22 protein-coding genes and 1 pseudogene are annotated in these 22,458 nt (G+C 68.9%); 21 read left to right on the top strand and 2 right to left on the bottom strand.

Annotation, left to right across the window (positions count from 1 at the left end; translation table 11 throughout):
• Positions 1-98 precede the first annotated feature (98 nt).
• A complete protein-coding gene (locus H7J86_RS31295; protein ID WP_267295684.1) occupies positions 99-932 on the top strand; it encodes a DUF3097 domain-containing protein in 834 nt (277 codons plus the stop codon).
• A 33-nt stretch (positions 933-965) separates the two neighbouring features.
• The gene (locus tag H7J86_RS31290) at positions 966-2,300 is read left to right on the top strand and encodes a replication-associated recombination protein A (RefSeq protein WP_090364443.1); all 1,335 of its coding nucleotides are present in this window, start codon (positions 966-968) and stop codon (positions 2,298-2,300) included.
• Positions 2,301-2,308: 8 nt separating this feature from the next.
• On the opposite strand, the gene H7J86_RS31285 is transcribed toward H7J86_RS31290, so the two are convergent.
• The gene (locus tag H7J86_RS31285) at positions 2,309-2,932 is read right to left on the bottom strand and encodes a hypothetical protein (RefSeq protein ID WP_267295682.1); all 624 of its coding nucleotides are present in this window, start codon (positions 2,930-2,932) and stop codon (positions 2,309-2,311) included.
• Between the two features lie 179 nt (positions 2,933-3,111).
• Here H7J86_RS31285 and alaS point away from each other — a divergent pair, with 179 nt between their 5' ends.
• The 9 genes and pseudogenes from alaS to aroB all read left to right on the top strand — a co-directional run bounded on the left by alaS (position 3,112) and on the right by aroB (position 12,307).
• Positions 3,112-5,802 carry an alanine--tRNA ligase gene (gene alaS / locus H7J86_RS31280; RefSeq protein ID WP_267295680.1) on the top strand — a complete coding sequence of 897 codons (2,691 nt, stop codon included), beginning with the start codon at positions 3,112-3,114 and terminating at the stop codon, positions 5,800-5,802.
• A 5-nt stretch (positions 5,803-5,807) separates the two neighbouring features.
• A complete protein-coding gene (ruvX, locus tag H7J86_RS31275) occupies positions 5,808-6,302 on the top strand; it encodes a Holliday junction resolvase RuvX (protein WP_267295678.1) in 495 nt (164 codons plus the stop codon).
• Complete coding sequence (gene mltG / locus H7J86_RS31270) at positions 6,295-7,539, top strand: endolytic transglycosylase MltG (RefSeq protein ID WP_090364448.1); 1,245 nt, start codon at positions 6,295-6,297, stop codon at positions 7,537-7,539. The genes ruvX and mltG overlap by 8 nt, the downstream gene beginning before the upstream one ends.
• Positions 7,529-8,356, top strand: a complete 828-nt coding sequence (locus H7J86_RS31265; protein WP_372517361.1) for a shikimate dehydrogenase — start codon at positions 7,529-7,531, stop codon at positions 8,354-8,356. Before mltG ends, H7J86_RS31265 begins: the two co-directional genes overlap by 11 nt.
• Before the next feature lie 9 nt (positions 8,357-8,365).
• Positions 8,366-8,782, top strand: coding sequence for a prepilin peptidase (locus H7J86_RS31260; RefSeq protein WP_267295674.1), 417 nt, complete (start codon positions 8,366-8,368; stop codon positions 8,780-8,782).
• Between the two features lie 17 nt (positions 8,783-8,799).
• On the top strand, positions 8,800-9,294 hold the full coding sequence (locus H7J86_RS31255) for a GNAT family N-acetyltransferase (RefSeq protein ID WP_267295672.1): 495 nt from the start codon (positions 8,800-8,802) through the stop codon (positions 9,292-9,294).
• Positions 9,295-9,336: 42 nt separating this feature from the next.
• Complete coding sequence (aroC, locus tag H7J86_RS31250) at positions 9,337-10,587, top strand: chorismate synthase (RefSeq protein WP_090364452.1); 1,251 nt, start codon at positions 9,337-9,339, stop codon at positions 10,585-10,587.
• 3 nt (positions 10,588-10,590) lie between these two features.
• Positions 10,591-11,082: pseudogene (locus H7J86_RS31245) on the top strand (shikimate kinase); the annotation flags it as partial.
• A gap of 148 nt (positions 11,083-11,230) precedes the next feature.
• Complete coding sequence (gene aroB / locus H7J86_RS31240; protein ID WP_167159178.1) at positions 11,231-12,307, top strand: 3-dehydroquinate synthase; 1,077 nt, start codon at positions 11,231-11,233, stop codon at positions 12,305-12,307.
• Here the strand turns inward: aroB and H7J86_RS31235 are convergent.
• A complete protein-coding gene (locus tag H7J86_RS31235; RefSeq protein ID WP_090364454.1) occupies positions 12,304-12,843 on the bottom strand; it encodes a B-4DMT family transporter in 540 nt (179 codons plus the stop codon). The two genes, aroB and H7J86_RS31235, sit on opposite strands and share 4 nt — an antisense overlap.
• A gap of 33 nt (positions 12,844-12,876) precedes the next feature.
• Between H7J86_RS31235 and H7J86_RS31230 the strand changes: the two genes are divergently transcribed.
• The 10 genes from H7J86_RS31230 to H7J86_RS31185 all read left to right on the top strand — a co-directional run bounded on the left by H7J86_RS31230 (position 12,877) and on the right by H7J86_RS31185 (position 22,403).
• Positions 12,877-13,971, top strand: coding sequence for a M24 family metallopeptidase (locus H7J86_RS31230; RefSeq protein WP_267295670.1), 1,095 nt, complete (start codon positions 12,877-12,879; stop codon positions 13,969-13,971).
• Between the two features lie 19 nt (positions 13,972-13,990).
• On the top strand, positions 13,991-14,554 hold the full coding sequence (gene efp / locus H7J86_RS31225) for an elongation factor P (RefSeq protein WP_090364458.1): 564 nt from the start codon (positions 13,991-13,993) through the stop codon (positions 14,552-14,554).
• 32 nt (positions 14,555-14,586) lie between these two features.
• Positions 14,587-15,063, top strand: coding sequence for a transcription antitermination factor NusB (gene nusB, locus H7J86_RS31220; RefSeq protein ID WP_090364459.1), 477 nt, complete (start codon positions 14,587-14,589; stop codon positions 15,061-15,063).
• 5 nt (positions 15,064-15,068) lie between these two features.
• Complete coding sequence (locus H7J86_RS31215) at positions 15,069-15,596, top strand: hypothetical protein (RefSeq protein ID WP_187095335.1); 528 nt, start codon at positions 15,069-15,071, stop codon at positions 15,594-15,596.
• A 195-nt stretch (positions 15,597-15,791) separates the two neighbouring features.
• Entirely contained in the window at positions 15,792-16,532 is a 741-nt protein-coding gene (locus tag H7J86_RS31210; RefSeq protein WP_187095336.1) for a GntR family transcriptional regulator, read from the top strand.
• Positions 16,533-16,548: 16 nt separating this feature from the next.
• Positions 16,549-16,776, top strand: a complete 228-nt coding sequence (locus H7J86_RS31205) for a 4Fe-4S dicluster domain-containing protein (protein ID WP_024452855.1) — start codon at positions 16,549-16,551, stop codon at positions 16,774-16,776.
• Between the two features lie 17 nt (positions 16,777-16,793).
• Complete coding sequence (locus tag H7J86_RS31200; RefSeq protein ID WP_267295668.1) at positions 16,794-18,152, top strand: ABC transporter substrate-binding protein; 1,359 nt, start codon at positions 16,794-16,796, stop codon at positions 18,150-18,152.
• Entirely contained in the window at positions 18,149-18,991 is an 843-nt protein-coding gene (locus H7J86_RS31195) for an ABC transporter permease (RefSeq protein ID WP_187095338.1), read from the top strand. The genes H7J86_RS31200 and H7J86_RS31195 overlap by 4 nt, the downstream gene beginning before the upstream one ends.
• The gene (locus tag H7J86_RS31190) at positions 18,988-19,728 is read left to right on the top strand and encodes an ABC transporter ATP-binding protein (RefSeq protein WP_267295666.1); all 741 of its coding nucleotides are present in this window, start codon (positions 18,988-18,990) and stop codon (positions 19,726-19,728) included. Before H7J86_RS31195 ends, H7J86_RS31190 begins: the two co-directional genes overlap by 4 nt.
• Entirely contained in the window at positions 19,725-22,403 is a 2,679-nt protein-coding gene (locus H7J86_RS31185) for a fumarate reductase/succinate dehydrogenase flavoprotein subunit (protein WP_267295664.1), read from the top strand. The genes H7J86_RS31190 and H7J86_RS31185 overlap by 4 nt, the downstream gene beginning before the upstream one ends.
• Positions 22,404-22,458: the final 55 nt, after the last annotated feature.

The following is a 22,458-nucleotide window of genomic DNA, read 5'->3' as shown; positions in this document are numbered from 1 at the left end:
GCTTCAAGTCAAGTGTGGTTCGCCTCACTGGTCACGGTCCGGTGACGCGGGCATGTCGCAGCGGCGCTGCGGCGCCCGCCGTTCCTAGCATCGCGCGGGTGAGTGATCGTTACGGTTCCGACATCCTGGCCCGAAACCCGCACACCCCGAAGCGGGTTCGTTCGGTGGAACATCCCGCGGACAAGGGCCTGGTGGTCGAGGAACCGACCAGTGGGTTCGTCGGCGCGGTGGTGCGGGTCGGGAACAACCGGGTGGAGCTGGAGGACCGCCACGGCCGGGTCCGGTCCTTTCCGATGGGCCCGGGATTCCTGGTCGAGGGCAAACCCGTCATCCTGACGGTGCCGAAGGTGGTCAAGGCCCCGGTACGCACGGCATCCGGCTCGGTCGCGGTGTCCGGGGCCAAAGCCAAGGTGGCGCTGGCCAGCCGGATCTACGTCGAGGGCCGTCACGATGCCGAGCTCGTCGAGCAGGTGTGGGGCGCGGACCTGCGGATCGAGGGTGTGGTCGTCGAGTATCTGGGTGGTGTGGACGATCTGGCCGGGATCGTGGCGGAGTTCCGGCCCGGGCCCGGCCGCAAGCTCGGGGTGTTGGTCGACCACCTGGTGCAGGGATCCAAGGAATCGCGGATCGCGGACGCGGTGCGTCGTGGGCCCCATGGTGAGCACTGCCTGGTGGTGGGGCATCCGTTCATCGACATCTGGCAGGCCGTCAAACCAGAACGACTGGGCATGAAGCAGTGGCCGGTGATCCCCCGGGGCACCGACTGGAAGCACGGGATCTGCGAGGCGCTGGGCTGGCCGCACGCGACGCAGGCCGATATCGCCGGGGCCTGGCAGCGCATCCGCGGCCGGGTGCGGGACTGGAACGACCTGGAACCTGCACTGATCGGCCGGGTTGAGGAACTCATCGACTTCGTCACGGTGCAGCCCTGAGCTGCGGTCGGTGCGGCGTGGTAAGCAGAAGGCGTGTCTGACAGCCTGTTCGACGTACCGGGTGGGGAGCAGTCGTCCTCGGCCGGCATCGACGCGCCGTCGGCCGCCAGCCCGCTCGCGGTGCGGATGCGTCCCGCCACTCTCGACGATGTCGTCGGCCAGCAGCACCTGCTCAAACCGGGTTCACCGCTGCGCCGCCTGGTCGAGGGCTCCGGTGCCGCGTCGGTCATCCTGTACGGGCCGCCCGGCACCGGCAAGACCACGCTGGCGTCCCTGATCTCCGGTGCCACCGGCCGCCGGTTCGAGGCGCTCTCGGCGTTGTCGGCCGGCGTCAAGGAGGTCCGCGCCGTCATCGACAAGGCGCGCCACGCCCTCATCAGGGGCGAGCAGACGGTGTTGTTCATCGACGAGGTGCACCGGTTCTCCAAGACCCAGCAGGACGCGCTGCTGGCGGCCGTCGAGAACCGGGTGGTGCTGCTGGTCGCCGCCACCACCGAGAATCCGTCGTTCTCCGTCGTCGCGCCGTTGTTGAGCCGGTCGCTGATCCTGCAGTTGCAGCCGCTGGGCGCGGCGGATATCCGCACCGTGATCCGCCGGGCCGTCGCCGACCCGCGCGGCCTGGGCGGCGCGGTCGGGATCGACGACGACGCGGTGGAACTGCTGGTGAAGCTGTCGGCCGGCGATGCGCGCCGGGCGCTGACCGCCCTCGAAGTCGCCTCCGAGGCGGGGGAACAGATCACCGTCGCGGTGGTCGAGCAGTCGCTGGACCAGGCCGCGGTGCGCTACGACCGCGACGGGGATCAGCATTACGACGTCATCAGCGCCTTCATCAAATCGGTGCGCGGCTCCGATGTGGATGCCGCCCTGCACTACCTGGCCCGGATGCTGACGGCCGGGGAGGATCCGCGGTTCATCGCACGCCGGCTGATGATCTTGGCCAGCGAGGACGTCGGGATGGCCGATCCGACCGCCCTGCCGACCGCGGTGGCCGCGGCGCAGACCGTGGCGCTGATCGGGCTGCCCGAGGCTCAGCTGACGCTCGCCCACGCCACCGTGCACCTGGCCACCGCGCCGAAATCGAACGCCGTCACCACCGCGCTCGGGCAGGCGATGGGCGATATCCGGGCGGGCAAAGCCGGCCTGGTGCCGCCGCACCTGCGTGACGGGCACTACTCCGGGGCGTCGAAGCTGGGCAATGCGGTCGGCTACAAGTACGCCCATGACGCGCCGGGTGGTGTTGCGGCCCAACAGTATCCACCGGACGAACTGGTGGGAACCGACTACTACCGGCCCACCACGCACGGCGCCGAGCGCGAGATCACCACCCGGCTGGACAAGTTGCGCGCCATCGTGCGGCGCACCCGCTGACGGGCCGGTCAGACCAGTTCGGGCACCCTCAGGTGGGCGACGGCCAGTTCGAACTCGGCCTCGTCGACCTCGGACGCCCCGGCCGCGCGCATCGACGCCATCTTCAGCGCGGTGGCCTGGTCGCGGTTGTCCACCATGGCGTCGTGGCTGCTGAACGACACCGACGAGACCCCGCGCCCGGTGGCCCGGTCGATCATCAGGCTGGCACTGCAGAACCCGGGCAGATGCTCCACCTGCGGCAGCACCGCGCCGCGGAAATAGTCGATCCCGGCGTCGATCAGATCCAACGGCACCGACACCCAGGTGGCCCGCACACATGCCCGCCGGCTGTCGGAGCTGTGCGTGCGGTGCAGGACGGCGATCTCCCAGTTCTCCGTCCACGCGGTGCCGCCGAACTCGTTGGCCGCCTGGTTCCGCATCTGCGCCGTCTCCTCGAAACTGGAGCGCATCGCGTCCTCGGATTCCCAGGCGGTGGTGACGATGCACCGGCCGGACTCGCGGTCGACCATCAGAGACAATCCGACCCAGCCGGGCAGTTCCGGCAATGCGGTCATGACCTCGTCTCGGACGTGAGCGATGCCGGCGTCGATCTTGTCAAGGCGCGCCATCACCGTGGTAGAACGTGCGAACACGGTCCACCCCCTCTTGGTTCGGGGCAGCGCCCCGGCGGCGCCACCGGTCACCCACCACTGTCCTCCCGCGCTGCGCCACGCACAATAGTCATTGGCTGCGCACCGCGCAGGCGGTCAACACGGTTCCCGGTAGTGTTATGCGGTCGACCACCGGCCCAGCGAATGAAGGACAGCAGCACGTGCAAACACACGAGATCAGGAAACGTTTCCTCGATCATTTCGTGAAGGCGGGACACACCGAGGTGCCCAGCGCCTCGGTGATCCTCGATGACCCCAACCTGCTGTTCGTCAACGCCGGCATGGTCCAGTTCGTCCCGTACTTCCTGGGTGCCCGCACCCCGCCGTACGAGACCGCCACCAGCGTGCAGAAATGCATCCGGACCCCCGATATCGAAGAAGTCGGTATCACCACCCGGCACAACACCTTCTTCCAGATGGCGGGCAACTTCTCGTTCGGCGCCTACTTCAAGAAGGGCGCCATCGAGTTGGCCTGGTCGCTGCTGACCAACCCGGTGTCCGAAGGCGGCTACGGGTTCGACCCCGAAAAGCTCTGGGCGACAGTCTATCTCGACGACGATGAGGCGATCGGCCTGTGGCGGGAGGTCGCCGGCCTGCCGGCCGAGCGTATCCAGCGCCGCGGGATGGCCGACAACTACTGGTCGATGGGCATCCCCGGGCCGTGCGGACCCTGTTCGGAGATCTACTACGACCGTGGGCCCGAGTACGGCATCGACGGCGGTCCCGAGGCCAACGAGGACCGCTATATCGAGATCTGGAATCTCGTGTTCATGCAGAACGAGCGGGGTGAGGGCACCTCGAAGGAGAACTTCGAGATCCTCGGGCCGCTGCCGCGCAAGAACATCGACACCGGTATGGGTATCGAGCGCATCGCCTGCCTGCTGCAGAACGTGGACAACGTCTACGAGACCGATCTGGTCCGTCCCGTCATCGACGTCGTCGCCGGTATCGCGCCCCGCGGATACGGGCAGGGCAACCACGACGACGATGTGCGCTACCGGATCATCGGCGACCACAGCCGCACCGCGGCCATCATCATCGGCGACGGGGTCACCCCCGGTAACGAGGGCCGCGGTTACGTGCTGCGCCGGCTGCTGCGCCGCATCATCCGGGCGGCCAAACTGCTCGGCGTGGAACGCCCGATCATGGCCGAGCTGATGGCCACGGTGCGCGACGAGATGGGGCCGTCCTACCCGGAACTGGTGACCGATTTCGAGCGCATCAACCGCATCGCGGTGGCCGAGGAGACGGCGTTCAACCGCACCCTGGCCGCCGGGTCCCGACTGTTCGACGACGCCGCGGCGGCCACCCGGGCTGCCGGGAAGTCCACGCTGTCCGGTGACGACGCCTTCACCCTGCACGACACCTACGGCTTCCCGATCGACCTCACCCTCGAGATGGCCGCCGAGGCCGGCCTGACCGTCGACGAGGAGGGTTTCCGCGGCCTGATGGCACAGCAGCGCCAACGCGCCAAGGCCGACGCCGCTTCCCGCAAACAGGCCCATGCCGATCTGTCCGCCTACCGCGAGCTGGTGGACGCCGGCCCCACCGAGTTCACCGGATTCGACGAATTGTCCTCGCAGGCAAAGATTCTCGGCATCTTTGTGGAGGGTAAGCGGGTTCCCGTGGTGGATCACGAGAGCGCGCGGGGCCATCGGGTCGAGCTGATCCTGGACCGCACCCCGTTCTACGCCGAATCCGGCGGGCAGATCGCCGACGAGGGCGCCATCAGCGGAACCGGCTCCTCGAGCACCGCGAAAGCGGCCGTCACGGATGTGCAGAAGATCGCCAAGACGCTGTGGGCGCACCGGGTCACGGTGGAGTCCGGCGAGTTCGTCGAGGGTGACACCGTCACCGCCGAGGTCGACCCGCAGTGGCGCCACGGCGCCACCCAGGGCCACTCGGGCACGCATATGGTGCACGCCGCACTGCGGCAGATCCTGGGGCCCAACGCCGTTCAGGCCGGCTCGCTGAACCGGCCGGGCTACCTGCGGTTCGACTTCAACTGGCAGGGTGCGCTCTCGGAGGACCAGCGCACCGAGATCGAGACGGTGGCCAATGAGGCGGTGCAGGCCGACTTCGCGGTGAACACCTTCAACACCGGACTCGAGCAGGCCAAGGCCATGGGTGCGATGGCGTTGTTCGGCGAGAACTACCCCGACGAGGTGCGGGTGGTCGAGATCGGCGGACCGTTCTCGCTGGAATTGTGCGGCGGCACCCATGTGCGCAGCTCCGCCCAGATCGGTCCGGTCACGCTGCTCGGCGAATCCTCCGTCGGGTCGGGTGTGCGCCGCGTCGAGGCCTATGTCGGGCTGGAATCGTTCCGGCACCTGTCCAAGGAACGCGCCCTGATGGCCGGGCTGGCGTCCTCGCTGAAGGTGCCGTCGGAGGAGGTGCCGGCCCGCGTCGCCAATCTGGTGGAGCGGCTCAAGGTGGCCGAGAAGGAACTGGACCGGGTCCGGCTGGCCAATGCCAGGGCGGCCGCGGTGAACGCCGCCGCGGGCGCCGAGACCGTCGGCAAGGTGCGCTTGGTGGCCCAGCGGATGGCCGGCGGGATCTCCGCCGGTGACCTGCGCAGCCTGGTCGGCGATATCAAGGGCAAGCTGGGCAGCGAGCCCGGTGTCGTCGCTTTGATCGCGGAGGGCGAGGACGACTCGGTGCCGTTCGTGGTGGCGGTCAATGCCGGTGCTCAGGACCTCGGGTTGAGTGCCAACGACCTGGTGAAGCAGTTGAGTGCCGCGGTCAACGGCCGTGGGGGCGGCAAGGCCGATCTGGCACAGGGTTCCGGCAAGGGGGCGGCGGGTATCGACGCGGCATTGGCCGCGCTACGCGCAGAGATCGCCCGGAGCTGAGCCGGGTGGGAGACGATGCCGAGCGTCTGCCGGACCGGCCGGGTCCCGATGATCCCGGCCGCGGTCGCCGGCTCGGTATCGATGTCGGCACCGTCCGGATCGGTGTCGCCGTGTGCGATCCCGACGGCATCCTGGCCACCCCGCTGGAGACCGTCCGCCGCGAACGCGACGGACGTCACCTGCGCCGGCTGGTCAAACTCGCCACCGAACACGAGGCCGTCGAGGTCGTGGTCGGACTGCCGCGTACGCTCGCCGACCGGGCCGGCTCCTCGGCGCACGACGCCGTCGAGCTGGCCGACACCATCGCCGCACGGATCGCACCGACACCGGTGCGCCTCGTCGACGAGCGACTGACTACGGTGAGCGCACAACGTTCACTGCGGGATGCGGGTATCCGAGCCAAGAACCAGCGGACCATGGTCGATCAGGTTGCCGCAGTAGCAATTCTGCAGACCTGGTTGGACCAGCGCCGGTCCGGACTAGGGGTTGCCGATGACTGACGACTGGGGTACCGACCGTCACGAGCCCGTCGCGGTGGGACCGCCGCGACGGCGGATGAGCCGCGCCTCGCGGGCCCGCGCGCGCCGCATGCAGCGGCGCCGGCGGTTCTACAGCGGTATGGCGGTGGTGGTGCTCGTCGCCGTTGTGCTCGTCGTGGTGTTCCTCGGCTCACGGATGTGGCACGGCATGTTCGGGTCGAGCAGTGATTTCGCGGGTGACGGCACCGCCGACGTCGTCGTCGAGGTGCACAGCGGAGACTCGACCACCGCGATCGGCCAGACGCTGCAGCAGCAGAACGTGGTGTCCTCGGCCAAGGCGTTCGTCGAGGCCGCGTCGGGTAATCAGGCCATCGCGGCGATTCAGCCCGGCTTCTACAAGCTGCGCACCGAGATTCCCGCCTCCGGGGCGGTCACCCGGCTGGCGGACCCGAAGAACCGGGTGGGTCAGCTGGTGATCCCCGAGGGCCGGCAACTCGACGATGTCGCCGATGTGAAGACCAATGCGGTCACCGACGGCATCTTCACGCTGATCTCGAAAGCCTCCTGCGTGGATATCGACGGTGACCACAAATGTGTGCCGGCCGCGGATCTCAAGAACGTCGCCGCCACCGGGAATCTGGCGGCGCTGGCGGTGCCGGACTGGGCCACCGCGCCGGTGACGGCGATGGGCCCGGACCACCGCCGGCTGGAGGGACTGATCGCGCCGGGCAGTTGGAACGTCAACCCCTCCGGCACGCCGCAGGACATCCTCACCAGCCTGATCACGGCGAGTACCGCGCAGTACGAGGCCAACGGCCTGCTCGACGCCGCGGCCGCCACCCATCTGACGCCGTACCAGATCCTGGTGGTCGCGTCGCTGGTGCAGCGCGAGGCCAAACCGCAGGACTTCGCCAAGGTGGCCCGGGTGATCTACAACCGGCTGGCCGAACACCGCAAGCTGGAGTTCGACTCCACGGTGAACTACTCGCTGGACCGCCAGGAGGTGGCCACCACCGACGCCGATCGCGAACGCGTCACACCGTGGAACACCTATGCCTCCGAGGGGCTTCCGGCCACCCCGATCTGCTCGCCGGGACAACCCGCCCTGGCTGCGGCCGAGAACCCGGCACCGGGGGACTGGCTGTACTTCGTGACCATCGATATGCAGGGCACCACGCTGTTCACCCGCGACTACGAGCAGCACCTGGCGAATATCGAGCTGGCCAAGCACAACGGTGTCCTCGACAGTGCACGGTAGCCGGGCCGGCCGAAAAGCAGCGGTTCTCGGCTCGCCCATCGCACATTCACGCTCGCCCGATCTGCACCTGGCGGCCTACCGTGCGCTGGGGCTGACCGACTGGACCTACGAGCGCATCGAGTGCACCGCCGAGCAGCTGCCCGCCCTGGTCGCCGGTCTGGGCCCGGAGTGGGTCGGGCTGTCGGTCACCATGCCCGGCAAGTTCGCGGCGCTGCGGTTCGCCGCCGAACACACCGCGCGCGCCGCGCTCGTCGGCTCGGCCAACACCCTGGTGCGCACACCCTCGGGGTGGCGGGCCGACAACACCGATATCGACGGGGTGATCGGCGCGCTCGAGGGGTCGGGCGAGCGAAGCGACGGGGGATATGCCTTGCCCGGCGCGCGTGCGGCGGTGCTGGGCTCCGGTGGCACGGCGCCGGCCGCGGTGGTGGGCCTGGCCTCCCTCGGGGTCCGCGAGATCGCCGTCGTCGCCCGCAACGCGGACAAGGCGGCGCCGCTGGTGGCGCTCTCCGAACCCCTCGACGTGACCGTGCACTGGGTCGAACTGGGCACGCCGATCAGGGCGGATGTGGTGGTCAACACGCTGCCGGCAGAGGTCGCCGCCGCATACGCGCCCACCGTCGCGGGGGTGCCCGTGCTGCTGGACGCGATCTACGATCCGTGGCCCACCCCGCTGGCCGGCGCGGTGTCGGCGGCGGGCGGCCGGGTGATCAGCGGCCTGCACATGCTGCTGAACCAGGCTTTCGCCCAGGTGGAACAGTTCACCGGGCAGCCCGCCCCGAAAGAGGTGATGAGGCAGGCGCTGGCCGGCCTTTAGCCTCGAGAGGTGGCGGCGCTGGTGGCGGGGTGGCTGATCGCCTTGAGCGCCTTCGATATCCGGCAACGCCGGTTGCCCAATGTGCTGACCCTGCCCGGCGCCGTCGTGGTGCTGGGTGGCGCGGCGACGGCGGGCCGGGGCTGGCCTGCACTCGCCGGGGCGGCGGCGCTGACGGCGGTGTACCTGCTGGTGCACCTCGCCGCGCCGGCCGGCCTGGGCGCCGGCGACGTCAAGCTGGCGATCGGGTTGGGCGGGTTGACGGGGGCGTTCGGCCCCGACGTGTGGATTTTGGCCGCCGCGGGGGCCCCGATGCTGACCGGACTCGTGGCGCTGACCGCTCTGGCCACGGGCCGGCGTGATCCGCTGCCGCACGGGCCGTCGATGTGCGCGGCCTCCGCAGCATCGGTCGCCCTGGTGTGGGTGTAGCCCTACCGTGAGAAAGCATGTCCGTGCGCACGGCGACCGCCGATGACCTGCCCGCCATCGCCGATATCTATGCCCACTACGTCGCCACCAGTGTCGCGACGTTCGAACTCGACGCGCCCGATCTCGCCGAATGGACCGACAGGTTCTCCGCGATCGTCGAAGCCGGGTTGCCGATCGTGGTCGCTGAGCGCGACGGTGCGGTGGCCGCCTACGCCTACTGCGCGCCGTGGAAGACACGCCCGGCCTACCGGGCCACCGTCGAGGACTCGGTCTACGTCGCACCGTGGGCCATCGGGACCGGGTGCGGCGCCGAACTCCTGGCGGAGCTGCTGCACCGATGCCGCGGTGTGGGGGTGCGCGAGGTCATCGCCGTCATCGCCGATTCCGGTGATCCGGCTTCCCTCGGGCTGCACCGGCGGTTCGGGTTTCGGGACGCAGGTCGGCTGGTGCGCGTCGGGTACAAACACGAGCGCTGGATCGACACGGTGCTGCTGCAGTGGAGTGCCGGTTAACGGATTGGGTCGCGCGGATACCCGCATGGGAGAATGACACCCGTGTTGCGTTGGACTACCGCTGGTGAATCCCATGGCCGTGCCCTGGTCGCGATGGTTGAAGGCATGGTTGCGGGACTGTCCGTCACCTCCGACGATATCGGGACCCAACTGCAGCGCCGCCGCCTCGGCTACGGCCGCGGCGCGCGGATGAAGTTCGAGAAGGACCAGGTGACGGTGCTCGCCGGGGTCCGGCACGGGGTCACGCTCGGCGGTCCTATCGCCATCGAGATCGGCAACACCGAATGGCCCAAGTGGGAGACGGTGATGGCCGCCGACCCCGTCGACGCGGACCGATTGGACGGTGACGCGGCGCGCAACGCCCCGCTGACCCGCCCCCGCCCCGGCCACGCGGATTACGCGGGCATGCTCAAGTACGGCTTCGACGACGCCCGCCCGGTGCTGGAACGGGCCAGCGCCCGCGAGACCGCGGCCCGGGTGGCGGCGGGCACCGTGGCCCGCGCGTTCCTGCGCCAGGCCCTTGGTGTCGAGGTCATCTCCCATGTCATCGCCATCGGCGCCGCCAAGCCGTACGACGGCCCCTCGCCGTTGCCGCAGGATCTGGATCGGATCGACGCGAGCCCGGTCCGCGCCTTCGATGAGCAGTCCGAAGCACTCATGATCGCCGAGATCGAGGCGGCCAAGAAGGACGGCGACACCCTCGGCGGTGTGGTCGAGGTGGTGGTCACCGGTCTGCCGATCGGGCTGGGTTCGTTCACCAGCGGCGACAACCGCCTCGACAGCCAGTTGGCTGCCGCGGTGATGGGGATCCAGGCCATCAAGGGTGTCGAGATCGGCGACGGTTTCGAGACCGCGCGCCGGCGCGGCAGTGTCGCCCATGACGAGATGTACCCCGGTCCCGACGGCGTGCTGCGGTCCACCAACCGCGCGGGCGGTCTGGAGGGGGGCATGACCAACGGTCAGCCGCTGCGGGTACGCGCCGCGATGAAGCCGATCTCGACGGTGCCGCGCGCGCTGGCCACCGTCGATATGGCCACCGGCCAGGAGGCGGTGGCCATCCACCAGCGCTCCGATGTGTGCGCGGTGCCCGCCGCGGGTGTCGTGGTGGAGACCATGGTCGCGCTGGTGCTGGCCCGGGCCGCGCTGGAGAAGTTCGGCGGCGACTCGCTGGACGAGACCAAGGCCAATATCGAGAGCTACCTGGCGGCGGTCCGCGAACGCTCCGGCGGGCAGGAGCGTGGCGACACGGGGAACGCCGACGCGGGGAACGACACAGCCCCACAGGCGGGGTAACCCATGGCGCCCAAGGCTGTGTTGGTGGGGATGCCGGGTTCCGGCAAGTCCACCATCGGGCGGCGGCTGGCCAAGGCATTGCAGGTGCCGCTGCTGGACACCGATGCCAAGATCGTGGAGACCACGGGCCGCAGCATCGCCGAGATCTTCACCGAGGGCGAGCAGGAGTTCCGCCGGATCGAAGCCGACGTGGTGCGTGCGGCGCTGGCCGAACACGAGGGTGTGGTCTCGCTCGGCGGTGGCGCCATCACCACCCCGGCGGTGCGCGAAGCATTGGCCGGACACACCGTCATCTATCTGGAAATCAGTGCGGCAGAAGGCATTCGCCGCACCAGCGGCAGCGGGCGACCGCTGCTGGCCGGTGACGATCCAGGGGAGCGGTACCGCACGCTGATCGCCGAGCGGGTCCCGCTGTATCGCGAGGTGGCCACCATGCGGGTCAACACCAATCGGCGCAACCCCGGTGCCGTGGTCCGCCACATCGTCACCAGGCTGGACGGTTGCGGCCAAAATCACCGTTCACGCCGGCGCCGGCGCCCCGCGTGGCGGCGGCCCACCATCCTCAACCCGGCACCCACCACAGATGCGCCGCCCACCCCCGCGGCGCTGGCCAAACGAGCAGAGGCGCGCAATGAGTGAATCCGTGACAGATCCGGTGACCGTGGATGTCCTCGTGGACCGGCCGTACCCGGTGATCATCGGCACCGGTCTGCTCGAGGATCTGGGCCGGGTGCTGGCGGGTCGGCACAAGGTGGCGATACTGCACCAGCCCACCCTCACCCAGACCGCCGAAGCGATCCGTAAGCACTTGGAAGACAAGGGAATCGACGCGCACCGCGTCGAGATCCCGGATGCCGAAGCCGGGAAGGAACTGCCTGTCGTCGGCTATATCTGGGAGGTGCTCGGCCGTATCGGGGTGGGCCGCAAGGACGCCCTGGTGAGCCTCGGCGGCGGGGCGGCCACCGATGTCGCGGGCTTCGCGGCGGCGACCTGGCTGCGTGGGGTGGACATCGTGCACGTGCCCACCACGCTGCTCGGCATGGTCGACGCGGCCGTCGGTGGCAAGACCGGTATCAACACCGACGCGGGCAAGAACCTCGTCGGCGCCTTCCACCAGCCGCTGGCGGTGTTGGTGGATCTGGCGACCCTGCAGACGTTGCCCCGCAACGAGATCGTCGCCGGTATGGCGGAGATCGTGAAGGCCGGGTTCATCGCCGACCCGGTGATCCTGGACCTCATCGAGGCCGACCCCGAAGCCGCGATCGATCCGTCCGGATCCGTGCTGCCCGAGCTGATCCGGCGCGCGATCGCGGTCAAGGCCGAGGTGGTCGCCGCCGACGAGAAGGAATCGGCGCTACGCGAGATCCTCAACTACGGACACACCTTGGCGCACGCCATCGAACGCCGCGAGCGCTACAAGTGGCGTCACGGCGCCGCGGTGTCGGTGGGACTGATCTTCGCCGCCGAACTCGGCCGGCTCGCCGGGCGTCTCGACGATGACACCGCCGACCGTCATCGCCGGGTGCTCACCGCCCTCGGGCTCCCGGTGAGCTACGACCCCGACGCGCTGCCTCAACTGCTGGAGTACATGGCGGGGGACAAGAAGAACCGGTCCGGCATCCTGCGGTTCGTCGTGCTCGACGGCCTGGCCAAGCCGGGACGTCTGGAAGGACCCGATCCCAGCCTGCTGGTCGCGGCGTACTCGGTGGTCGGAAGCTAGTCCTTCTCGATGGCGGTGGTGGGCGCTTCGCCCGCCTCGGCGGGCGCGGGTGTCACCGCGGCGAACACGTCGGTGTCCGCGCGGTCGTCACCTTCGCGGCGGCGCTCGTACGGCGGCGCCTTGCGGTCGACGTTCCACCGGCCGATGGTCACCGCGACGACACCGGCCAGGAAGACCAGCAGGGCGGTGAACGCGGCGAACGAGGTCAGCTCACTGATCAGGTTGCCCGTGTAGACCGCCGGGTAGATCAGCCCGATGAACCAGGTGACCAGGTCGCCCAGCAGGCCGGCCACCAGACCGGCCAGCAACCAGACCATCGCCAGATCGGCGCGGCGGTCCGGGTCGGACTGCGCGTTCGCGTCGGCGCGGCCGTCGAAATACGCCCAGACCAGAGCGGGGACGGCCAGGAACAAACCGAGCGCGGGGCTGATCAGACCGGCTTGCGTCGGGAAGGCGTCGACCAGCGCACCCTGGATCAATCGCAGGACAACCACCAACGCCGCGAACACGAGTCCACGCAGCAACCACTTACTCATGAGGGCACAGCGTAGCGAGTACCGTCAGCGGTCGTGACGATTTCGCAGCGCAGGGATCGATTGAGGCAGCGGCTGGCCATCGCCAAGCTGGACGCGATACTGGTAACCGACCTGGTCAACGTGCGCTATCTGTCGGGTTTCACCGGTTCCAACGCCGCGCTGCTGATCCGTGCGGACGACGACACGCCGCTGCTGGCCACCGATGGCCGCTACGTCACGCAGGCCGCGGCGCAGGCTCCCGACGCGGAATTGGTGATCGAACGAGCCTGCGGACCGCATCTGGCCGGCCGCGCCGCCGCCACCGGTATCCACCGGCTCGGGTTCGAAAGCCATGTGGTGACCGTCGACGGGTTCGGTCTGCTGGAACGGGCCGCCGAGGGTATCGAGTTCGTCCGGGCGGCCGGCATGGTGGAACGGCTGCGCGAGATCAAGGACGCGGGGGAGATCGCGATGCTGCGACTCGCGTGCGAGGCCGCCGACGCCGCGCTGCGCGAGCTCGTCGAGGGCGGCGGGCTGCGGGCCGGGCGCACCGAGAAGGAGGTGGGCCGTGAGCTGGAGTCGCTGATGCTCGACCACGGCGCCGACGGGGTGTCCTTCGAGACGATCGTGGCCGCAGGGGCGAATTCGGCGATCCCGCACCACCGCCCGACCGATACGGTGCTGGCGCCGGGTGACTTCGTGAAAATCGACTTCGGCGCGCTGGTGGCCGGCTACCACTCGGATATGACGCGCACCTTCGTGCTGGCCCCCCTGGCCACCTGGCAGCGCGAGATCTACGACCTGGTCGCCACCGCCCAACGGGCCGGCCGCGAGGCACTGGTGTCCGGCGCCGCACTCAAGGATGTCGACACGGCATCGCGGCAGGTCATCGCCGATGCCGGGTACGCGGAGAACTTCGGGCACGGGCTCGGACACGGGGTCGGGCTGCAGATCCACGAAGCGCCGGGAATCAGCGCGTCATCCGTCGGTACACTGCTTGCTGGCGCTGCGGTGACCGTGGAGCCCGGCGTCTACCTGCCCGGCCGGGGCGGTGTCCGCATCGAGGACACCCTGGTCGTGGGCAGCCAGGACGCACCCACACCCGAGTTGCTCACCCGGTTCCCCAAGGAACTGGTCGTCGTTAACTGATCTAGGAGCTGTACAGACCGTGGCATCAACCGCCGACTTCAAGAATGGACTCGTCCTCAACCTCGAGGGCCAGTTGTGGCAGATCACCGAGTTCCAGCACGTCAAGCCAGGTAAGGGCCCGGCCTTCGTGCGTACCAAGCTCAAGAACGTGCTGACCGGCAAGGTCGTCGACAAGACGTTCAACGCCGGGGTGAAGGTCGAGACCGCGACCGTCGACCGCCGCGATGCCACCTACCTGTACCGCGACGGTGCCGACTTCGTCTTCATGGATTCGGAAGACTACGAGCAGCACCCGCTGCCCGAGGCGCTGGTCGGCCGGCTGGCCGGCTTCCTGCTCGAGGGCATGGTGGTGCAGATCGCCTTCCACGAGGGCGTACCGCTGTACCTGGAACTGCCGGTCACCGTCGAACTGGTCGTCACCCACACCGAGCCCGGTCTGCAGGGTGACCGTTCCAGTGCCGGCACCAAGCCCGCCACCGTCGAGACCGGCGCCGAACTTCAGGTTCCGCTGTTCATCAACACCGGCGACAAGCTGAAGGTCGATTCGCGTGACGGCAGCTACCTGGGAAGGGTCAATGCCTAGCCAGGGCGAGCGAAGCGCAGCGGAGCGACGGGGTGAGTGACCGCAGGGGGGATCGCGGTCGGCATCAAGCCCGCAAGCGCGCCGTCGACCTGCTCTTCGAAGCCGAGGCCCGTCACCTGACGGCCGCCGAGGTGGCCGACGGGCGCAACGCCCTGTCCCACTCGCAGGCCGATATGAATCCGCTGAACCCGTACACGGTCACGGTGGCGCGTGGCGTCACCGACAACGCCGAGCACGTCGACGAACTCATCTCGGCCCACCTGCAGGGCTGGACGCTGGACCGGCTGCCCGCCGTGGACCGCGCCATCCTGCGGGTGGCGGTGTGGGAGCTGTTGCATGCGCAGGATGTGCCGGAGCCGGTCGCCGTGGACGAGGCCGTCGAGCTGGCCAAGGAGCTGTCCACCGACGACTCACCCGGGTTCGTCAACGGGGTGCTGGGCCAGGTGATGCTGGTGACGCCGCAGATCCGGGCCGCGGCCGCGGCGCTGCGCGGGTCCCAGGAGCACTAGACGCGATGAATGCACCTCAGGACTGGGCGCCCTATATGAGCGTGCAGGACGCTGCGACGGTGTATCTGCGAGACCCCGAGCTGGCCCTGGAGCAGCTGAGGTCGGTCGTCGAATTCCCCGGTATCGCGTCGTTCATCATGTCGCGGGGCGAGAGCGAGGAGTCCTGGGGCAGCGCCCTGTGGCAGGAAGTGGTCGCCACCGACGGCCGCCGGCTGATCATGTGGCGCGCCGACGACGAGTACCGCGACGATCGCCGGCAGCTGGCGTCCTCGGTGCGGACCATCCTGTTGTCGACGATCACCGACCACATCCTGAGCACCGAGTTCGACGTGCTCGACGACGGGACCCGCAGGCTCTCGGAGGTCCGGCTGCGGATGTACACCCAACTGGTCACCCGGGCCCGCCAGACGTCGGCGACCGAGAGCGATCTGTACTGCGAGTCGTTCCGCTATACCAAGTCGGTCGGAAACGGCGGGCTGGCGCAGATGGAGCGGCTGCTGCAATTCGGCCGGGTGCTCTCGCGGTCGATGTGAGGGCCCAGCGTTCGGCTCAGCGCGATCCGAACTGCCGGTGGCGTCGCGCAGGTGGCGCAATAGCATCATCGCCGAGATTTAGGGCTGGTACGTGGCAGGTACCCGTCCCGGTACAGGCGGCGCAATCGGTTCTCGCGCGCATCGGGGCCGCTCAGCGCCCCGAAACCGGCCCCGCGGCACCCTTACGGTGGGTGGGTGCCACCAGCCCCTGAGCCCACTCCGATCCGCCGGTCCCGCGCCGACCAGGCCCGGTTGGTCGCCGATGTGCTCCGCCACCACATCCACGCCGGTGGCTATCCGGACGGATTGCCCGCCGAGAGCGAACTCGCCGCGGATTTCTCGGTGTCGCGCAACGCCATCCGCGAAGCGCTCACCGTGCTCAAGGACGAGGGGCTGATCGACCGCGGCACCAAGGTCGGCACCCACGTCGCGGTGCGCAAATACGACCACGGACTGGACGCGCTGGTCGGTCTCAAGGAGACCTTCAAGGACTACGGCGAGGTGCGCAACGAGGTCCGCGCCGTGCTGCGAATGGCCGCACCGCCGGCGGTGGCGCGCAAGCTCGCCCTGGCGCCGGGCACCCAGGTGGTCTACATCGAGCGGTTGCGCTACCTCGGTGATCTGCCACTGTCCCTGGACCTGACCTATCTGGTGCCCGATATCGGGGATCTGGTGGTCGAACACCCGCTGGAAAGCAACGACGTCTTCACGCTCATCGAGCAGGTCAGCGGCCAGCGTTTGGGCTCGGCAACCCTTGCCCTGGAGGCGATTTCGGCCGACCCGCATTCCGCGGCGACCCTGGCGGTACCCGACGGCGCGGCACTGCTGATGCTGGAACGGCTCACCAGCCTGAGTGACGGGCGTCCCGTCGACCTCGAGTACATCCGCATGCGTGGTGACCGGATCACCATGCGCGGCAATCTTTTCCGAAACTAGCCGATCAGGAGCTGACATGGCTTTGGTGAACACCCGCGTCGATGTGCCGGTGACCATCGATGAATCCCTGTGCATCGAGGGCTGCACGCTGTGCGTCGAGATCTGTCCGATGGATTCGCTGGCGATCAACCCGGACAACGGTAAGGCCTATATGCACGTGGACGAGTGCTGGTACTGCGGGCCGTGTGCCGCCCGCTGTCCCACCGGTGCCGTCACCGTCAACATGCCCTACCTCATCCGTTAGTCGCCAAAGGACCTGCCATGAAGAAATCTCTCGCGGTGCTGCTTGCTGCCCTGACACTGTCGGGGTGCTCGCTCGACTCGACCGCCAAATCCGATGATGTCGTCGACGTCGTCATCGGCTACCAGTCCAAGACCATCAACACCGTCACCGCCGGGACGCTGCTCAAGGCGCAGGGCTACCTGGAGCACCGGCTGGCCGACATTACCACCCGCACCGGCACCAAGTACCAGGTGACCTGGCAGGATTACGACACCGGAGCGCCGATCACCGCGCAGATGGTCGCCGAGAAGATCGACATCGGATCGATGGGCGATTACCCGATGCTGATCAACGGGTCCAAGACCCAAGCCAACGAGCGCGCCCGCACCGAAATCGTCTCGGTCACCGGATACAACCCCAAGGGTGCGCTGAACATGGTTGTGGTGCCACCCGATTCGACCGCCCGCACCCTGACCGATCTGGCCGGGAAGAAGGTCTCCGCCAGCGTCGGCTCGGCTGGGCACGGCACGCTGGTGCGGGCGCTCGCGCAGGCCGGTCTGGATCCCAAGACCGGTGTCGAGGTGCTCAACCAGCAGCCACAGGTCGGTGCCTCGGCGTTGGAATCCGGTCAGGTACAGGGACTTTCGCAGTTCGTGGCGTGGCCGGGCCTGTTGGTGTTCCAGGACAAGGCCAGGTTGCTCTACGATGGCGCTCAACTGAACTACCCGACGCTGCACGGAGTGGTGGTCCGGCGGGACTACGCGGGCAAGCACCCCGAGGTGCTCGACGCCTTCCTGCAGGCCCAGCTCGACGCCACCGACTTCCTCAACACCAAACCGCTGGAGGCGGCGCGGATCGTCGCCGAGGGCAGCGGACTTCCGCAGGAGGTGGTGTACCTCTACAACGGTCCGGGCGGCACCTCCTTCGACACCACGCTGAAGCCGTCCCTGATCGAGGCGCTCAAAGGTGATGTGCCGTACCTGAAATCGATCGGCGACTTCGCCGAACTCGATGTCCCCGGATTCATCGAGGACGGACCGTTGCGGGCCGCGTTCGCCGAACGCAAGCTCGACTACGACACGGCGATCAAGGCGACGAGTACCCCGGCGACGGGCGAACTCTGGCTGCAGGGCGCCGACACGACCCAGTCCGTGGCCGGCCCGACACAGCTGTTGCGCGCGGTGCGTGAGGCGCAGGCACGTGGGGCCACGGTGCGGGCCGCCTATGTGCCCGACACCGAATTGGGCACCCGCTGGTTCGCGGACAAGTCCACCTGGGTGCGCGACGGGCAGAACTACCTGCCCTTCGACACCCCGGCCGGTGCCGAGCGTTACGTCGCCGCCCACCCCGGCAGTAGCACCGTGGACTACCAGCAGGCGCTCGCGGGTGCGATATGACAGACCTGCTGACGCGGCCGAAGGCACCCGTCGCGGCGCCGCGCGGCACCGGTGGCGGTGGGGTCTGGCGGCACCGGCTGATCCAGGTGCTGTCCGTGCTGGCTGCGATCGGCCTCTGGCAGGTGTTGACCGCCAACGGGGTTCGGCTCTGGCTGCGCTTCGACACGCTGCCGACCGTCACCGAGATCGGGGCGGCGCTGGCGCACCTGCTCGGCACCGGTGAGTACTGGCTGGATCTGGGGCAGTCGCTGATCCGCATCCTCACGGGGTTCGGGCTGGCCGCGGTGGCCGGTGTCATCACCGGAATCCTGCTCGGCCGTTCGGCGCTGTTCGCCGATGTCTTCGGCCCGATCACCGAACTGCTGCGCCCGATCCCGGCGATCGCCATCGTGCCGGTGGCGATCCTGCTCTTCCCGAGCGATGAGACAGGCATCGTGGCCATCACCTTTCTGGCCGCCTATTTCCCGATCATGGTCAGCACCCGGCACGCGGTGCGGGCGTTGCCGACCATCTGGGAGGACTCGGTGCGCACGCTGGGCGGCGGGCGCTGGGACGTGCTGCGCCAGGTGGTGCTGCCCGGCATCCTGCCCGGACTGTTCGGCGGCCTCTCGGTCGGGATCGGGGTGGCGTGGATCTGCGTCATCTCCGCGGAGATGATCTCCGGCCGCCTCGGCGTGGGCTACCGCACCTGGCAGGCCTATACCGTGCTGGACTACCCGGGGGTGTTCGTCGGGATCATCACCATCGGTGCACTGGGTTTCGGCACCGCGGCGGCGATCGAGCTGATCGGGCGCCGCGCCACCCGCTGGCTGCCGCGCGGTGAGGAGAGTTCGCGATGACCACCGCCTCGGCCACCGGCCTGCTGCTCGAGCTCGACGAGGTCACGTTGTCCTACACCGGGGCGCCGGTGCTGAGTGGACTGACGCTCGCCGTGCAGCCGGGGGAGATCCTGGTGCTGACCGGCCCGTCGGGGTGCGGTAAGTCCACGGTGCTGCGGGCGCTGGCCGGCCTGCTGGTACCGGACGCCGGCCGGGTGCGCGCCGATGGCGCGCAGATCACCGGGACGTCACGTGACCGCGGCATGGTGTTCCAGGACAGCGCCCTGCTGCCGTGGCGCAGTGTGCGCTCGAATATCGAACTGGCCCTTCAACTCCGGGGCGAGCCCCGGTCGACCCGGCGGGCCCGGGCCGAGCGCTGGATCGACGAGGTCGGACTGACCGGGTTCGCCGACTACCTGCCCAAGAGCCTGTCCGGCGGCATGCGACAGCGGGTGCAACTGGCCCGCGGGCTGGCTGGCGCGCCGCGCGCGGTGATGATGGACGAACCGTTCGGGGCACTCGACGCCCAGACCCGCGCCGCCATGCAGCGGCTGCTGATCGCCACCTGGCGGGCGCATCCCACCACCATCGTGTTCGTCACCCACGATGTCGACGAGGCACTGATCCTCGGCGACCGGGTGGCGGTGTTGGGTGGCGGCGGCCTGCGCGTGCTGCAGGACATCCCCCAGCCCCGCACCGAGAAGGTCGACCGCAGCGCGTTGCGCACCGAGATCATTGAGGCATTGGACAATTCATGACCGAGATTCCCGACCTTGCCGACACCGTCCGGTTGGACTGCGATGTACTGGTGATCGGTGGTGGCACCGCGGGCACCATGGCCGCGCTGACCGCCGCCGAGAACGGTGCGCGGGTCCTGTTGCTGGAGAAGGCGCACGTGCGGCATTCGGGCGCGCTGGCGATGGGCATGGACGGGGTGAACAACGCCGTCATCCCGGGCAAGGCGGAGCCGGAGGACTACGTCGCCGAGATCACCAGGGCCAACGACGGAATCGTCAATCAGCGCACCATCTATCAGACTGCGACCCGTGGTTTCGCGATGGTGCAGCGGCTGGAACGCTACGGGGTCAAGTTCGAGAAGGACGAACACGGCGAATACGCCGTTCGCCGGGTGCATCGGTCGGGGTCCTACGTGCTGCCGATGCCGGAGGGCAAGGACGTCAAGAAGGCGCTCTACCGGGTGCTGCGGCAACGCTCGATGCGGGAGAAGATCCAGATCGAGAACAGGCTGATGCCGGTGCGGGTGCTGGTTTCGGAGGGGAGAGCCGTCGGGGCGGCCGCGCTGAACACCCGCACCGGCGAGTTCGTCGCCGTCGCCGCCAAGGCCGTCATCCTGGCCACCGGGGCCTGCGGTCGGCTCGGCCTGCCCGCCTCGGGTTATCTGTATGGCACCTACGAGAATCCGACCAACGCAGGCGACGGGTACGCGATGGCGTATCACGCCGGGGCAGAGCTCTCCGGTATCGAATGCTTCCAGGTGAACCCGCTCATCAAGGACTACAACGGGCCGGCGTGCGCGTATGTGGCCAACCCGTTCGGCGGCTATCAGGTCAACGCCGCGGGCGAGCGGTTCGTGGATTCGGACTACTGGTCCGGGCAGATGATGAGCGAGGTCCGCAGCGAGATCGAATCCGCCCGCGGCCCCATCTATCTCAAGGTGACGCACCTGCCGGACGAGACGTTGTCCGCGCTGGAGAACATCCTGCACACCACGGAGCGACCGACCCGCGGTACCTTCCACGCCAACCGCGGGCACGACTACCGTACCCACGACATCGAGATGCACATCTCCGAAATCGGCTTGTGCAGTGGGCATTCCGCGTCCGGGGTCTGGGTCGACGAGCATGCCCGCACCACCGTGCCCGGACTGTACGCCGCCGGCGACCTGGCGTGCGTGCCGCACAACTACATGATCGGTGCGTTCGTCTACGGCGATCTGGCCGGTGAGCACGCCGCGTCGACCCTGGCCGACACCGACGCGCCCGCCGAGCTGCCTGCCGATCAGCTGGCCGATGCCCACGAATTGATCTACCGCCCGCTGCGACAGCCCGACGGCCCACCGCAACCGCAGGTCGAGTACAAGTTGCGGCGCTTCGTCAACGACTATGTGGCACCACCGAAGACGGCCCCCAAACTGTCCATCGCGGTGCAGACCTTCGACCGGATGCGCGATGAGGTGGCCGGGATCGGTGCGCGCACCCCGCACGAGCTGATGCGCGCGGCGGAGGTCTCGTTCATCCGGGACTGCGCGGAGATGGCGGCCCGGTCCTCGCTGACCCGTACCGAATCGCGCTGGGGGCTCTATCACGAGCGCTCGGATGTGCCGGAGCGTGACGACCGGCAGTGGAACTACCACCTGAACCTGCGTAAGGGTGCCTCCGGGGAGATGGAGTTCCTCAAACGCCCGGTCGCCGAATACTTCGTTCCGGTGCCCGGTCTGGAGCATGTGCCGTCGGACAAGCCCGTCGTACCCGTCGAACAACCCCCGTTGTTCGGTGGGAGGGCGCCGGCATCGGTGGTGTCCCGGGTGGCGGCGGCTCCCGCACCACCACCGTCGCCACGGATCGCTGCGGTGCTGGCCCTGCAGGAGCCGACGGTCGCGGATCTGGCCGAGTTCCTCTCGGACACCGACGCCGGGGTGCGGCGTACCGCGGTGGCGACACTGGTCGAGAACCTGCCCGACGGCTACGGTGGCGCCTTGCTGGCGGCGCTGGCCGACCCCGACGCCGGCGTGCGCCACGAGGCGGCCGACGCGGCAAGGGAATTGGTGGAGGTGTTGCCTTCGCCGGAAGCCATTGCCGGACAGGTTAATTCGCCGGACGCGGTGGTACGGGCAGTGGCGTTGTATGTGACCAGCTCACGCCGGGTGCCGGCAGACTTCCGGGCCGCACTGGGCGATGGCGACCATCGGGTGCGGATCGAAGCGGTACGGGCCCTGGTGTCCGTCGACGACGCCGACGGGGTGGCGCTGGCGGCCACCGACGACAACCGCGAGGTCCGGATCACCGCGCTGAAGGGGCTCGCCACCATCGGCGCCGGTGTCGAGACGGTGCGGGCCGGCCTGATGGATGACGATCCGCTGGTCCGTGCCGCCGCCCTGAGCGCGTTGGGCAGTCTCGGCGGGGATGCCGGTGACGTCGCGTTGATCGAGCGGGCGCTGGGGGAGTCGGCCTGGCAGGTCCGCGAGGGCGCGGCGCGGGCGCTGTCCGGGGTGACGCCCGATATCGCAGTGCCGTCGCTGTCACGCACCCTGACCGATTCGCATCTGGATGTGCGCAAGGCCGCGGTGCTCAGCCTCACCCGGTGGGCGACCTCGGAGTCTGCGGCCCGGGAGGCGCTGGGGCTGGCGCTGGCGGATGCCGACGCCGATGTCCGGGCCTATGCGCGCCGGGCGCTCGATGCGGTGGGTGTCTGAGAGTGGATCGCGGCCACACCCGCACCCACACCCAAGCCGCCCGCATCAACGCCGA

Origin of the sequence: Mycobacterium hackensackense, from assembly GCF_025822555.1 — a bacterium.
In the GTDB taxonomy this organism is placed as follows: domain Bacteria; phylum Actinomycetota; class Actinomycetes; order Mycobacteriales; family Mycobacteriaceae; genus Mycobacterium; species Mycobacterium fluoranthenivorans.
This window is presented reverse-complemented; position numbering and strand designations above follow the sequence as displayed.

Excerpts from the sequence above, each read along its gene's own strand:
- H7J86_RS31215 (WP_187095335.1), top strand. The coding sequence starts at position 15,069 with ATGAATGCACCTCAGGACTGGGCGCCCTATATGAGCGTGCAGGACGCT.
- H7J86_RS31235 (WP_090364454.1), bottom strand. The coding sequence starts at position 12,843 with ATGAGTAAGTGGTTGCTGCGTGGACTCGTGTTCGCGGCGTTGGTGGTT.
- H7J86_RS31200 (WP_267295668.1), top strand. The coding sequence starts at position 16,794 with ATGAAGAAATCTCTCGCGGTGCTGCTTGCTGCCCTGACACTGTCGGGG.
- H7J86_RS31195 (WP_187095338.1), top strand. The coding sequence starts at position 18,149 with ATGACAGACCTGCTGACGCGGCCGAAGGCACCCGTCGCGGCGCCGCGC.
- H7J86_RS31185 (WP_267295664.1), top strand. The coding sequence starts at position 19,725 with ATGACCGAGATTCCCGACCTTGCCGACACCGTCCGGTTGGACTGCGAT.
- H7J86_RS31190 (WP_267295666.1), top strand. The coding sequence starts at position 18,988 with ATGACCACCGCCTCGGCCACCGGCCTGCTGCTCGAGCTCGACGAGGTC.
- H7J86_RS31255 (WP_267295672.1), top strand. The coding sequence starts at position 8,800 with ATGTCCGTGCGCACGGCGACCGCCGATGACCTGCCCGCCATCGCCGAT.
- mltG (WP_090364448.1), top strand. The coding sequence starts at position 6,295 with ATGACTGACGACTGGGGTACCGACCGTCACGAGCCCGTCGCGGTGGGA.
- H7J86_RS31205 (WP_024452855.1), top strand. The coding sequence starts at position 16,549 with ATGGCTTTGGTGAACACCCGCGTCGATGTGCCGGTGACCATCGATGAA.